This window comes from Ralstonia mannitolilytica, assembly GCF_000954135.1.
Taxonomy (GTDB): Bacteria; Pseudomonadota; Gammaproteobacteria; order Burkholderiales; family Burkholderiaceae; genus Ralstonia; species Ralstonia mannitolilytica.
In genome coordinates this window covers 500,633-513,450 of record NZ_CP010799.1, presented here as the reverse complement: position 1 = coordinate 513,450, position 12,818 = coordinate 500,633, and the positions used below count along the sequence as shown (strand labels likewise).

The following is a 12,818-nucleotide window of genomic DNA, read 5'->3' as shown; positions in this document are numbered from 1 at the left end:
TGCGCTCCGATGTGTGGGAAGGCACTGAAGATAAGGGCGGGCGCCGTGCATTCCCAACCAAACTTTCTAATCGCGCCGATCACGCGGGCTAATGCGCGGTGCGTTGTCACCGTGTTGCCGCACGGGCGCGCTACGCTGCAGGGTTCCGCTTTTACCCACGCAGCATCATGGCCCTGAGTCTCGACGCCATCCGCACGCTGTTCGACCGCCACGGCAACATTGCCTACAGCGGCGAGCCCGTCACGCAACGCGAACATGCCCTGCAGACGGCGGCGTTGGCGGAGGCGGCCGGCGCGTCGGATGCGCTGATCACGGCGGCGCTGCTGCACGACCTCGGCCATTTGCTGAACCCGCAGGGCGAGACGCCGACCGCCCGCGGCATCGACGATCAGCACCAGTACTTTGCGCTGCCGTTTCTGCGTGCGACGTTTCCCGATGCCGTGCTGGAGCCGATCCGCCTGCATGTGGATGCCAAGCGCTGCCTGTGCGCGATGGATGCGCATTACTACGCGCGCCTCTCAGCCGATTCCGTACGGAGCCTGGCATTGCAGGGTGGTGTGTTTTCGGCGCAGGAAGCCGAGGCCTTCATGCAGCGTCCGTACGCTGCCGATGCGCTGCAGCTGCGCCAGTGGGACGACCTCGCCAAGGTGGCCGGGCAGCGCACGCCTGATCTTGCGCACTTCCTGGCGACGGCGGCGCGGGTTTCAGCGGCAGCCTAGGCTGCGCAGCGTCGCGCCAACGGCTTCGTCCCACGGCGTATGCGGTTCGGCGCCCAGCGTCTGCACGAGCTTGGCGTTGTCCATGCGCACCGGGTGCTGCCACAGGTAACGCATTTCGCGCATCTCACGCAGCATCTCGGAAAACGGCGACAGCACCGGCAGGGCCCACCACGGGAACGCGCGCGTCTTGACCGGCCGGCCCACGACGCGCCCGATGGACGCGGCCATCTGCGTGCCGTCGGCATCCCAGTGGCCGCGCATGTGATAGACCGCGAAGTCGGGCAGACGGTCGCCTAGCTCGACCAGGCGCAGCATCGTCTCGGCCACGTCGGGCAGATAGGCCCACTGGTGGCCGATGCCGGCCGCGCCCGGATAGGTGATGGTGCGGACGGACTTGCCCGGCTTGACCAGCGCGCCGGCAAACCACGTGTTGCCCGTGTGTGACCCGAAGAAATCGCCCGCGCGCACGATCAGGCTGCGCACGCCCTCCGCGCTTGCGGCCTGCATGCGGCGCTCCAGCTCTGCGCGGATCTTGCCCTTGCGGGTGAGCGGTGCCTGCGCAGTCGTTTCGCGCAGCAGGGGAAACGTGTCCGGCGCAAAGTTGTACACCGTGCCCGGCAGCACGATGCGCGCCCCTGAAGCGCGGGCGGCGGCGATGGTGTTGTCGATCATCGGCAGCACCAGCCCGGCCCAGTTCTGGTAGCCCGGCGGGTTGACGGCGTGGATGATCAGTTCCGCGCCTTGCGCCGCGCCAACCACGTCTTCGCGCACCATCGCGTCGCCGCGAATCCACTCGAACGCGGCGTTGCGGTTGGTCAGCGCCTCCGGATTGCGCTGCAGCGCCCGCACATGCCAGCCGCGTGCCACCAGCCGACGGGCCACTTCACCGCCGATGCCGCCGGTGGCGCCCAGTACCAATGCGATGCGTTTTGCCTGTTGGTTTGCCTGTTCCATGACCGTGCTCCTGAAGTGTGGGAGAGCGTTGCGATGGACGCATTCTGGGCGCGACTGTGCTTCAATGGAATTGTTGATGATGAGCGTGCAGCTATACGAATTTGTATGAGCAGAACTGAGCCCGGCTGGGAGTTGTATCGGACTTTTCTTGCCGTCGTGCGAGAAGGATCGCTGTCCGGCGCCGCCCGCGCGCTGGGGCTGACGCAGCCCACGGCGGGGCGGCATGTCGATGCGCTCGAACGGGCGCTGGGCATGTCGCTCTTCATCCGAACGCAGCAGGGGCTGAGCCCCACAGAAGCGGCGCTATCGCTGCGGCCGTTTGCGGAATCGCTCGAAGCCACGAGCGCCGCCTTGCTGCGCGCCGCGTCCAGCCAGGGCGAGGGCGTGCGCGGCACCGTGCGCATCACCGCCAGCGAGGTCGTGGCGGTGGAGGTGCTGCCGCCCATCCTCGCCGATCTGCACGCCGCCTATCCGGAGCTGACGCTCGAGCTGGTGCCCTCGAACCGGTTGGAAGACCTGCTGCGCCGCGAGGCGGACATCGCCGTGCGCATGCAGCCACCGAGCCAAGGCGTGCTCGTCGCGCGGCACTTGGGGGAGATTGAATTGGGGCTGTTTGCGCACCGGCGCTATCTGGCACAGCGCGGCACGCCAACCACGGTGGAAGAACTCGCTGGCCACACGTTGATCGGCTACGACAAGGAGAACGCATTCCTGCGCAGCGTGCGAGCGCAGTTCCCGTGGATCCAACGCAACCGCTTCGCACTGCGCACCGACAGTGACCTGGCGGCGATTGCTGCGCTGCGCGCCGGCTTTGGCATCGGCTTCTGCCAAGTGGGCCTGGTGGGGCACAACGCAGATCTGGTTCGGCTGTTCGGCAATCAGGTTTCCATCACGCTCGACACCTGGCTCGCCATGCACGAAGACCTGCGTGACAGCCCGCGCTGCCGCGTCGTGTTTGACGCGTTGGCGACGGGGCTGCTGCGTTACATCAACGGCGATTGATCGAGCGCGTTGTCAGCGGCCCTGGCGCAGTGGGTCGAGCAGACCCTTCAGGCCGTTGTGATCCAGCTCCTGCATCAACGCGAGCAAGCGGCCGATCTGCCCCGGCGGAAAGCCCTCGCGCGCAAACCAGTTGAGGTAATGGCCCGGCAGGTCGGCAATCAGGCGGCCCTTGTACTTGCCGAAGGGCATTTGCGTGGTGACGAGGCGTTGGAGGTCTTCGGGGTTCATGGGCGCTATTGTGCCCCCGACGCGGGGACGAACTTAGGCACCTGCTCCAGCAAATGCCCCACAAAACCGGAGAGCTTCGGCAGCGGCCGCCGATCCTGCCGATACACGACATGAATCGGCCGCGGCTCGGGCGCATACGCTTGCAGCACGCGCACGAGTCGGCCGCTGGCCAGGTCTTCGGCGACGAGCACTTCGGGCTGCAGCAGCAGGCCCGCACCGGCAACCGCGGCCGCGCGCAAGCCATGGCCGTCGTTGCAGGTGAAGGCCGGGTCGTCGCGCCAGGGCGTGGCGCCGCTCCAGCCGGCAAGCTGCCACGCATTGCGGTTGTTCCACACCATGTGCGACAGGCAGCGATGCTGCGGCAGGTCGGCCGGCGTTTCCGGTCGGCCGTACCGCGCCAGATACTCCGGCGACGCGCAGATGACCATGCGATACACGCACAGCGGCTTGGCAACCAGATCGGCATCGCCCAGCGGGCCGATGCGGATGGCGAGATCGAACCCTTCGTCGACGAGATCGACCATGCCGTTGCTGAGGTTCAACTCCACGCGCACCTGCGGATGCGCCTGCTGGAAGGTCGCGGCCAGTGGCGCGATCACGCACGCGCCGAACGTGGTCGGCGCGCTCACGCGCAGCGTGCCCGAAGGCGACGCGCGCAGCCGTTCGACGGACGTTTCCGCCCAGCGCACCTGTTCCAGCACACGCTTGGCATCTTCGTAGAACACGCGGCCGGCGTCGGTCAGGCTTTGGCGGCGCGTGCTGCGCTGGAGCAGGCGGGCGCCCAGTTGCGTCTCCAGAGCGCTCACATATTTGCCGACCATCACCGCGGACATTTCAAGCCGCGCCGCGGCCTCGGTGAAGTTGCCGCTTTCCACCACCGCGACGAAGGTCTCCATGGTGCGCAGCTTGTCCATATTCCGAACTTGTAATTAGGAATGGCTGAAGTTATCACGGCTTTATCGCTTGTGCGGTTCGGCAAAGAATAGGCGCCATTCCAACCCGGATTTGCGAAGGAGCAGAACATGAAGATCGTCGTGATTGGCGCCAGCGGCACACTGGGCCGCGCCGTGGTGGCGGAGCTGGAGCAGGGCGGTACGCATGAGGTCATCCGCGTCGGCCGCACGCAGGGCGAGCATCAAGTCGACATCACGAATGCCGACAGCGTGGCTGCGCTGTTCGACAGGCTCGGCCGTGTCGATGCCATCGTCTCCACCGCGGGCAACCTGTTCTTCGGGCCGCTGACCAAGATGACGGCCGCGGATTTCAACGTTGGCCTGCAGGACAAGCTGCTCGGCCAGGTGCGCCTGGCGCTGGTCGGTCAGCATTATCTGAACGACGGCGGCTCGATCACGCTGACGACCGGCATCGTGGGGCAGGAGCCGATCGCACAAGGCGCCAACGCCACTGCGGTGAACGCGGGCGTGGAGGGCTTTGTGCGCGCCGCCGCGTGCGAGCTGCCGCGCGGCATCCGCATCAACGCGGTGAGCCCGACGGTGCTGACCGAATCCATGGAGGCATATGGCCCGTTCTTCCCGGGTTTCGAGCCGGTCTCGGCAGCGCGCGCGGCGTTGGCGTATCGGCGCAGCGTGGAGGGCGTGCAGAGCGGCCGGGTGTACCGCGTGGGCTGAGTCCGCCCAGGTCGTGAACACGTTAAGTTTCGGGGTATCTCCCCCTTGCCCGCGTGGCGTGACTCCTTCTAGACTCGTTCATCCCCGACCCATCGGTCGGTCAATCGCAGATTCAGGGCGGGCGCAGACCCGCTCGACCTATCTCAGGAGACGGCATGAAGGTATCGCGCGCATCCCGCATTGCACTCGCCGCGACGGCGCTGTTGGCCGGTACGGCATTCGCCCAGGTGAAGGTCGGCATCACGGTGTCGGCCACCGGGCCGGCGGCGTCGCTGGGGATTCCCGAGAAGAACACCGTGGCGCTGCTGCCCAAGGAAATCGCCGGCAAGAAGGTCGAGTACATCGTGCTCGACGATGCGTCTGACACGACCACCGCCGTCAAGAACACACGCAAGCTCATCACCGAAGACAAGGTCGACCTGGTGATCGGTTCGACTGTCACGCCCAACTCGCTGGCGATGGTCGACGTGGTGGCCGAGAACGAAACGCCGATGATCACGCTGGCAGCCTCGGCGCGCATCGTCGAGCCGGTGGACGCCAAGCGCGCGTGGGTCTTCAAGACGCCGCAGAACGATTCGCACATGGCAACGGCCATTGCCGAGCACATGGCAAACCATGGCGTAAAGACCGTCGCGCTGATCGGCTTTGCCGATGCCTATGGCGATTCGTGGGCGCAGGAGTTCGACAAGGTGGCGGGGCTGCGCAAGCTGAAGGTTGTCGCCAACGAGCGGTTTGCGCGCACCGATACGTCGGTGACGGGCCAGGTGCTGAAGATCATGGCGGCCAATCCGGATGCAGTGCTGATCGCAGGCTCAGGTACGCCGGCCGCGTTGCCGGAGCGTGCGCTGAAGGAGCGCGGCTACAAGGGCAAGCTGTACCAGACGCACGGTGTGGCGAATGCCGATTTCCTGCGCGTGTGCGGCAAGGATTGCGAAGGCACGTTCCTGCCGGCCGGGCCTATCCTCGTGGCCGAGCAATTGCCCGACAGCAACCCGGTGAAGAAGCCGGCGCTGGCGTACAAGACCGCGTATGAGAAGGCCTACGACGGCCAGGTCTCCACCTTCGGCGGGCACATGTGGGATGCCGGTCTGCTGCTCGCCCATGCGCTGCCCGAGGCGCTGAAGAAGGGTCAGCCGGGCACGCCGGCGTTCCGCAAGGGCCTGCGCGACGCGATGGAGACGACCACCAACCTCGCCATCTCGCACGGCGTGATGAACATGAACCCGAAGGACCACCTTGGCCTGGACCAGCGCTCGCGCGTGATGGTCGAGATCAAGGACGGCAAGTGGAAGCTGCAGAACTGACGGCGCTTCGCCTTCATCGCCGCACGCAAAACGCACGGTCCGCGCCGTGCGTTTTTGCTGTGAGGGCTCAGGCTTCGACCACGCTTTGCGGGACTGGCGCCGCGCTGCCTTCGGGCAGGGCGGCCTGAATCTCGGCGAGATCCGCGTCGCTCAGCTTCAGGTCTGCCGCGCCGAGCAGGCCATCGAGCTGATCCGGCCGCCGCACGCCGACGATCGCACCCGTGACCACCGGCTTGCGCAGCGTCCAGGCGATGGCGACTTCCGCCGGTGTCCTGCCGTACCGTGCGCCCACGCCACGCAGCACTTCCACGAGGGCCAGGTTGCGTGTCAGATTGGGCTCTTGGAACTCGGGGCTGCGTTGCGCGCGCCAATCATTGGCGGGCAGCGCGGCGATGCGCTCGCGCGTCATGCGCCCGGACAGCAGCCCCGATTGCAGCGGCGAATACACGATGTTGCCGATGCCATGGGCCGCCGTGTACGGCAGGATCGAGGCCTCGATGCCGCGCATCAGCAGCGAGTAGGGCGGCTGCAGGGACGCAATGGGCGCCACCGCGCGGGCGCGTTCCAACTGCGCCGCATCGAAGTTCGACACCCCGATGTGGCGGATCTTGCCCGCCTTGCGCGCCGCGTCCAGCGCCGCAATGGCTGCTTCGATCGACTGCTCGGGTGCCCCGGGCGGGAAGGCCGGCCAGTGGATCTGGTACAGGTCGATCGCGTTCACGTTCAGGCGGCGCAGGCTCTCGTCGATTTCACGTGAAAGCGATGCGGGGTCGAGCGAATGCGAAATCCGCCCCTGCGCATCCCACACCAGCGAGCCCTTGGTGAACACGTACGGGCGCAGTTCTGCGGGCAGCTCCCGCAGCGCGCGGCCGACCACCGTTTCGGCGTGGCCCAGCCCATAGGCGGCTGCCGTGTCGATCCAGTTGATGCCGGCATGCGCGGCCGCTGCGATGGCGCGGATGGTGTCTCCGTCATCCTGCGCGCCCCAGCCGTATTCCCAGTTGCCGCCGCCCGAGGCCCATGTGCCGAAGCCCAAGGGCGAGATGTGCAGGTCCGATTGGCCGAGTTGTCGTGTTTGCATGGCGATGTCCTTCAGAGGTGGGAAGAGGAGTCGCCAGTCTAGGCAGCGCCGGCGTGTGAATTAAGTGGATAGAATCGGATGCACTATGAAGAGGACATTCACAATCGACCCGGACCTGCTGCCTGCGCTTGACGCGCTGCGCCGCGTGGCGGAGGCCGGCAGCTTCACGCACGCGGCGGCGGCGCTGGACGTGTCCACGTCGGCGTTGTCGCAGACGATCCGACGGCTGGAATCGGCGCTCGGGGCGCAGTTGCTCGCGCGCACCACGCGACAGGTGAGCGTGACCGAAGCAGGGGAGGCGCTGCTCGCGGTGGTGCGGCCGAGTCTCGATGCGCTGTACGGCGCCATGGCGGAGGTAGGCGAGCGTGCGACCGAGCCGCGCGGCACGTTGCGCGTGACGGCCTCGCGGGTCGCGTATCAAGCCGTGCTGCAGCCGGCGCTGGCAGACTTCCTGTCGCGGTATCCGCGTATTGAATTGGAGGTATCGGTGGACGATGGGCTCTCCGCCATCGTCGCAGACCGCTTCGATGTCGGCATCCGCTTTGGAGAGCGCGTGGAGCACGACATGGTGAGCGTGCCGATCGGGCCGGCCCGGCGGATTGCGGTCGTGGGCAGCCCCGCCTATCTGCACGCGCACGGCGCGCCCGACACCCCGGATGCGCTGCGCGAGCACCGTTGCATCCGCTACCGCTTTCCGAGCAGCGGCGCGTTGTACGCGTGGGAGTTTGGCGAGCCCGGACCGGGCGGCGCAATCCAGACGGTGGATGTGGCGGGCGGCCTGGTGACCAACGACGTGCTGGCGATGGTCGATGCGGCGCGACGGGGGATCGGGCTCGCGCATGTGCTGGAAGACCTCGTCGCCGAGGACTTGGCGGCTGGGAGGCTGGTCCGCGTGCTCGAAGCGTGGTGCCCGGCCTTGTACCGTTTCCATCTCTATTTTCCACGCATGCCGCAGATGCCGGGCAAGCTGCGCACCTTCATCGATTTCCTCCGCGCCGGTGCCGGAGCCACGCCAGCGCGTTGAAGTGTTTCACGTGAAACACAGTCGCTTCCAGGGAAGCGGTGCATGTTTCACGTGAAACACAAAACGCGCACGAATTTCACGCCGATTGCCGCATCGTCGAACAGCGGGGTAGGTGGACGACTTATAATTCCGCTTCTTCAAATTCCGATGCCTCCATGCGAGGAGGAAGCCATGCTGTATCCAATTGAGTTCGATGTGATCGTGGTGGGCGGCGGACACGCCGGCACCGAGGCCGCGCTGGCGGCCGCGCGCATGGGTTGCCAGACCCTGCTGCTGACGCACAACATCGAGACGCTGGGGCAGATGAGCTGCAACCCGTCCATCGGCGGCATTGGCAAGGGTCATCTCGTCAAGGAAGTCGACGCGCTCGGCGGCGCCATGGCCATCGCCACGGACGAGGGCGGGATCCAGTTCCGCATCCTCAATTCCAGCAAGGGGCCGGCTGTCCGTGCGACACGCGCCCAGGCGGACCGTGTGCTGTACAAGGCGGCCATCCGTCGCCGGCTGGAAAACCAGCCGAACCTGATGCTGTTCCAGCAGGCCGTGGAAGATCTGCTGGTGGAAGGCGATCGCGTCGTCGGCGCGGTGACGCAGGTTGGCGTGCAGTTCCGTGCGCGCGCTGTTGTGCTGACCGCGGGGACGTTCCTGGACGGCAAGATCCACGTCGGCTTGAACAACTACACCGGCGGCCGCGCGGGCGACCCGGCGGCGGTGTCGTTGTCGGCGCGCCTGAAGGAGTTGAAGCTGCCGCAAGGGCGCCTGAAGACGGGCACGCCGCCGCGCATCGATGGCCGGACCATCGATTTCTCGGTCCTGGAAGAGCAGCCCGGCGACCTCGATCCGGTGCCGGTGTTCTCGTTCATGGGCCGCGCAGACATGCACCCACGACAGGTGCCGTGCTGGGTCACGCACACCAACGAGCGCACGCACGACATCATCCGCGCCGGCCTGGACCGCTCGCCTATGTATACCGGTGTGATCGAAGGAGTGGGGCCGCGCTACTGCCCGAGCATCGAAGACAAGATTCACCGCTTCGCCAGCAAGGACAGCCACCAGATCTTCCTGGAGCCGGAAGGCCTCACGACGAACGAGTTCTACCCGAATGGCGTATCGACGAGCCTGCCGTTCGACGTGCAGTTGGACCTGATCCATTCGATGCGTGGGCTGGAAAACGCCCACATCCTGCGCCCCGGCTACGCCATCGAATACGACTACTTCGACCCGCGTGCACTGAAGGCGTCGCTGGAATCGAAGGCGATCTCTGGTCTGTTCTTCGCCGGCCAGATCAACGGCACCACAGGTTACGAAGAGGCGGCGGCCCAGGGGCTGCTCGCCGGTATCAATGCGGGTCTGCAGGTGCAGGGCAAGGAGGCCTGGACGCCGCGTCGCGACCAAGCCTATCTGGGCGTGCTGGTTGACGATCTCATCACGCGTGGTGTGACGGAGCCGTACCGCATGTTCACCAGCCGTGCCGAATTCCGCCTGAGCCTGCGCGAAGACAACGCGGACATGCGCCTGACTGAGATCGGCCGCCAACTCGGTGTGGTCGACGATGCCCGTTGGGATGCCTTCAACCGCAAGCGCGACGCTGTTTCACGTGAAACAGAGCGCCTGAAGTCGACATGGGTGAACCCGGCCACGCTGCCCCGGGAACATGCCGAGCCCGTCCTGGGGAAGGGGATCGAGCGCGAATATGCGCTGGCCGACCTGCTGCGTCGCCCGAACGTCACGTATGAATCGCTGATGGGCATGCAGGGTGGCAAGTACGCGCCCGAAGTGCCGCTGGCGGAGGACCCGTTGCTCGCGGAGCAGATTCGCGAGCAGATCGAGATCGGCATCAAGTACCACGGTTACATCGCGCGCCAAGCGGATGAAGTCGAGCGCCTCGGGGCGAACGAGAACACCCGCCTGCCGGCCGATTTTGATTACTCGCAGGTGCGCGGCCTGTCGATCGAAGTGCAGCAGAAACTCGCCAAGCACAAGCCCGAGACCATCGGCCAGGCATCGCGTATCTCCGGCATCACGCCGGCTGCGGTGTCGCTGCTGCTGGTGCACTTGAAGAAGGGCGTGCTGCGCGGCCAGGTCGGCCGGCGGCCGGCCGCGGAAGGTGAGGCGGCCTGATGCCCAATGCATTGACGGACGCCCGGGTGGAGCTCGAAGCCGGCACGCACGCCCTTGGCCTGTCGCTGGATGCCGCGCAACTGGATCGGTTGCTGGCGTACCAGGGGCTGCTGGCCAAGTGGAACCGCGTCTACAACCTGACTGCCATCCGCGATGCGGGCGACATGCTGACGCATCATCTGCTGGATTCGCTGTCGGCCGTGTCGCGCATCGCAGCGCTGGTGCGCCGCGCGCAGCCTGACGCGCCGCGCGTCCTCGATGTCGGCTCGGGCGGCGGGCTGCCCGGCATTCCGCTGGCCATCGCGTGCCCGGACGTGAGCGTCACGATGGTCGACATCGTGCAAAAGAAAACGGCGTTTCTCACGCAATGCCGCGCCGAGCTTGGTCTCGCCAACGCCCAGTCGCATTGGGGCCACGTGGAAAAACTGGCAGACGCCACCGGCTACGGCGTCATCACCTCGCGGGCGTTTGCCGAGCTGGTCGACTTCGTGAACCTGGCTGGGCATCTGCTGGCACCGGGCGGCCGCATGGTCGCCATGAAGGGTGTCCGCCCGGATGCCGAGATCGAGCGCCTGCCCGCCGGTTGGGCGGTCGAAGCGATCGAACGTCTGGCCGTGCCGGGGCTGCCGGCCGAGCGTCATCTGGTCATCCTCGCGCCGTCGGCGTGAGTCGAACGCTGTTAGCGAGTCATTCACCGCAGAGGAGTCATGTCGAATATTTTCGTGATCGCCAACCAGAAGGGCGGGGTCGGCAAGACCACCACCACGGTGAACCTCGCGGCCGGCCTGGCTGCGCAAGGGCAGCGCGTGCTGCTGGTCGACCTCGATCCGCAGGGCAACGCTTCGATGGGCTCCGGCATCGACAAGCACACGCTGGAGTTCAGCGTCTACCAGGTGCTGGTTGGCCTGGCGACGATCCCGCAGGCGCGCCAGCGCTCGGAAGCCGGCCGCTATGACGTGCTTCCCGCCAACCGCGACCTGGCTGGCGCGGAAGTCGAGCTGGTCGACCTCGAGCATCGCGAAAACCGCCTCAAGCTTGCACTGGCCGAGGTGGATGCTCAGTACGACTTCGTCCTCATCGATTGCCCGCCGTCGCTGTCGCTGCTCACGCTCAACGGCCTGTGCGCCGCGCACGGCGTGGTCGTGCCGATGCAGTGCGAGTATTTCGCGCTCGAGGGGCTGTCCGACCTGGTCAACACCATCAAGCAGGTGCATGCGAACCTGAACCGCGATCTCAAGGTGATCGGCCTGCTGCGCGTGATGTTCGACCCGCGCGTGACGCTGCAGCAGCAGGTGTCGGCGCAGCTGGAGTCGCACTTTGGCGACAAGGTTTTCAAGACCGTGATCCCGCGCAACGTGCGCCTGGCCGAGGCGCCGTCGTACGGCATGCCCGGCGTTGCGTTCGACCCAGCGTCAAAGGGCGCCAAGGCTTACCTGGATTTCGGCGCCGAGATGATCGCCCGAGTGCGCCACCTGGCCGAACTGCCGGCCTGAGGCACAAGACGCGCAAGAGGAACCACATGAGCACGATGAAGAAAAAGGGATTGGGCCGCGGCCTCGAAGCGCTGCTGGGCAGTCCCGCCGAGATTGTCGAGACGGCCAAGCAGGAAGGTGCGCCCACGGTGCTCAGGCTCGACCAGCTGCAGCCGGGCAAATACCAGCCGCGCACGCGCATGGACGAAGGCGCGCTGCAGGAGCTGGCCGCGAGCATTCGGGCGCAAGGCCTGATGCAGCCGATCCTGGTGCGCAAGGTCGAATCCGACGGGCCGCAGCAGAAGTACGAGATCATCGCCGGCGAGCGCCGCTTCCGAGCCTCGCGCCTGGCCGGGCTGACCGAAGTGCCGGTGCTCGTGAAGGAGGTGCCGGACGAATCCGCCGCCGCCATGGCGCTGATCGAGAACATCCAGCGTGAAGACCTCAACCCGCTGGAAGAGGCCCAGGGCATTGCGCGCCTCGTGCGCGAGTTCCAGTTCACGCACGAACAGGCCGCCGAGTCCGTCGGGCGTTCGCGCAGCGCGGTGTCGAACCTGCTGCGCCTGCTAAACCTGGCGCAGCCCGTGCAGACCATGCTGATGGCTGGCGACCTCGACATGGGCCACGCCCGTGCACTGCTCGCCGTCGATGGCGCCTCGCAAATCACCCTGGCCAACCAGATCGTCAACAAGCGCCTGTCGGTGCGCGAGACGGAAAAGCTGGTCGCGTCGACCCTCAAGCCGTTCGAACTCAAATCGCTCAAGCAGAAGGGCGGTCATCAGAACAGCCGCGACGTTGCGCGGCTGGAAGAAGAACTGGCCGATCTGCTCGGCCTGAGCGTGCAGATCAAGTTGGCCGCCAAGGGCCGCGGTCAGTTGACTGTGCAGTTCGGCAGTCTGGAGGAGTTCGATGGCCTGCTCGAGCGCCTGCGTCCCGGCGGCGGCGACGAAGCGACGGCCTGACCGGCAACCACCGCGCAACTGCGACAGTTTGACGCAGGGTCGGTGGACCGCGCCGCCGCGCCGTTTGCGGGCAGCGGCGCGCACCGTAGCGGTGCAATTACCTCCGGGATCATCGACGCTGCGTCGCGTCGACACCATCATGGAATCGCCGGGATCGCGGTGTGCTCAGGTGGATTCGGGTCCCGGCCGCAGCACGGCATTGCGCGCAGCGCGCGGAACAGACCGGCGCAGGGTGCTGTCGAAGGCGCCCGCACGAGCGCACGCTTGCGCGTTGACTGGCGAATGCCATGTCCCGTAGAATCGTGCGGTTTTAAATCCGCCTG

General features: G+C 66.5%; 13 protein-coding genes. 9 read left to right on the top strand and 4 right to left on the bottom strand.

The window, feature by feature from the left end:
• The first annotated feature begins 167 nt into the window (after positions 1-167).
• Positions 168-719 (top strand): phosphonate degradation HD-domain oxygenase, encoded by a 552-nt coding sequence (locus TK49_RS02490; protein WP_045785296.1) that lies wholly within the window; start codon positions 168-170, stop codon positions 717-719.
• Here the strand turns inward: TK49_RS02490 and TK49_RS02485 are convergent.
• On the bottom strand, positions 705-1,673 hold the full coding sequence (locus TK49_RS02485) for an SDR family oxidoreductase (RefSeq protein ID WP_045785295.1): 969 nt from the start codon (positions 1,671-1,673) through the stop codon (positions 705-707). The genes TK49_RS02490 and TK49_RS02485 overlap by 15 nt on opposite strands.
• A gap of 105 nt (positions 1,674-1,778) precedes the next feature.
• On the opposite strand from TK49_RS02485, the gene TK49_RS02480 reads away from it, so the two are divergent.
• Positions 1,779-2,675 carry a LysR family transcriptional regulator gene (locus tag TK49_RS02480; RefSeq protein ID WP_045785294.1) on the top strand — a complete coding sequence of 299 codons (897 nt, stop codon included), beginning with the start codon at positions 1,779-1,781 and terminating at the stop codon, positions 2,673-2,675.
• A 12-nt stretch (positions 2,676-2,687) separates the two neighbouring features.
• Here the strand turns inward: TK49_RS02480 and TK49_RS02475 are convergent, their stop codons facing one another.
• Positions 2,688-2,903 carry a DUF3820 family protein gene (locus TK49_RS02475; RefSeq protein WP_027678837.1) on the bottom strand — a complete coding sequence of 72 codons (216 nt, stop codon included), beginning with the start codon at positions 2,901-2,903 and terminating at the stop codon, positions 2,688-2,690.
• A gap of 5 nt (positions 2,904-2,908) precedes the next feature.
• On the bottom strand, positions 2,909-3,817 hold the full coding sequence (gene crgA / locus TK49_RS02470; protein ID WP_045785293.1) for a LysR family transcriptional regulator CrgA: 909 nt from the start codon (positions 3,815-3,817) through the stop codon (positions 2,909-2,911).
• Between the two features lie 108 nt (positions 3,818-3,925).
• On the opposite strand from crgA, the gene TK49_RS02465 reads away from it, so the two are divergent.
• Positions 3,926-4,531 carry a short chain dehydrogenase gene (locus TK49_RS02465; RefSeq protein ID WP_045785292.1) on the top strand — a complete coding sequence of 202 codons (606 nt, stop codon included), beginning with the start codon at positions 3,926-3,928 and terminating at the stop codon, positions 4,529-4,531.
• A gap of 155 nt (positions 4,532-4,686) precedes the next feature.
• Entirely contained in the window at positions 4,687-5,835 is a 1,149-nt protein-coding gene (locus tag TK49_RS02460) for an ABC transporter substrate-binding protein (RefSeq protein ID WP_045785291.1), read from the top strand.
• A gap of 67 nt (positions 5,836-5,902) precedes the next feature.
• On the opposite strand, the gene TK49_RS02455 is transcribed toward TK49_RS02460, so the two are convergent.
• Positions 5,903-6,916, bottom strand: coding sequence for an aldo/keto reductase (locus TK49_RS02455; RefSeq protein ID WP_045785290.1), 1,014 nt, complete (start codon positions 6,914-6,916; stop codon positions 5,903-5,905).
• Between the two features lie 85 nt (positions 6,917-7,001).
• Between TK49_RS02455 and TK49_RS02450 the strand changes: the two genes are divergently transcribed.
• From TK49_RS02450 to TK49_RS02430, 5 genes are all read left to right on the top strand, one after another.
• Positions 7,002-7,940, top strand: coding sequence for a LysR family transcriptional regulator (locus TK49_RS02450; RefSeq protein ID WP_045785289.1), 939 nt, complete (start codon positions 7,002-7,004; stop codon positions 7,938-7,940).
• 171 nt (positions 7,941-8,111) lie between these two features.
• Positions 8,112-10,061 carry a tRNA uridine-5-carboxymethylaminomethyl(34) synthesis enzyme MnmG gene (mnmG, locus tag TK49_RS02445; RefSeq protein WP_045785288.1) on the top strand — a complete coding sequence of 650 codons (1,950 nt, stop codon included), beginning with the start codon at positions 8,112-8,114 and terminating at the stop codon, positions 10,059-10,061.
• Positions 10,061-10,729, top strand: coding sequence for a 16S rRNA (guanine(527)-N(7))-methyltransferase RsmG (gene rsmG, locus TK49_RS02440; RefSeq protein WP_045785287.1), 669 nt, complete (start codon positions 10,061-10,063; stop codon positions 10,727-10,729). Before mnmG ends, rsmG begins: the two co-directional genes overlap by 1 nt.
• Positions 10,730-10,768: 39 nt before the next feature.
• Positions 10,769-11,554, top strand: coding sequence for a ParA family protein (locus TK49_RS02435; protein ID WP_045785286.1), 786 nt, complete (start codon positions 10,769-10,771; stop codon positions 11,552-11,554).
• A 26-nt stretch (positions 11,555-11,580) separates the two neighbouring features.
• Positions 11,581-12,495, top strand: coding sequence for a ParB/RepB/Spo0J family partition protein (locus TK49_RS02430; protein ID WP_045785285.1), 915 nt, complete (start codon positions 11,581-11,583; stop codon positions 12,493-12,495).
• Positions 12,496-12,818 lie beyond the last annotated feature (323 nt).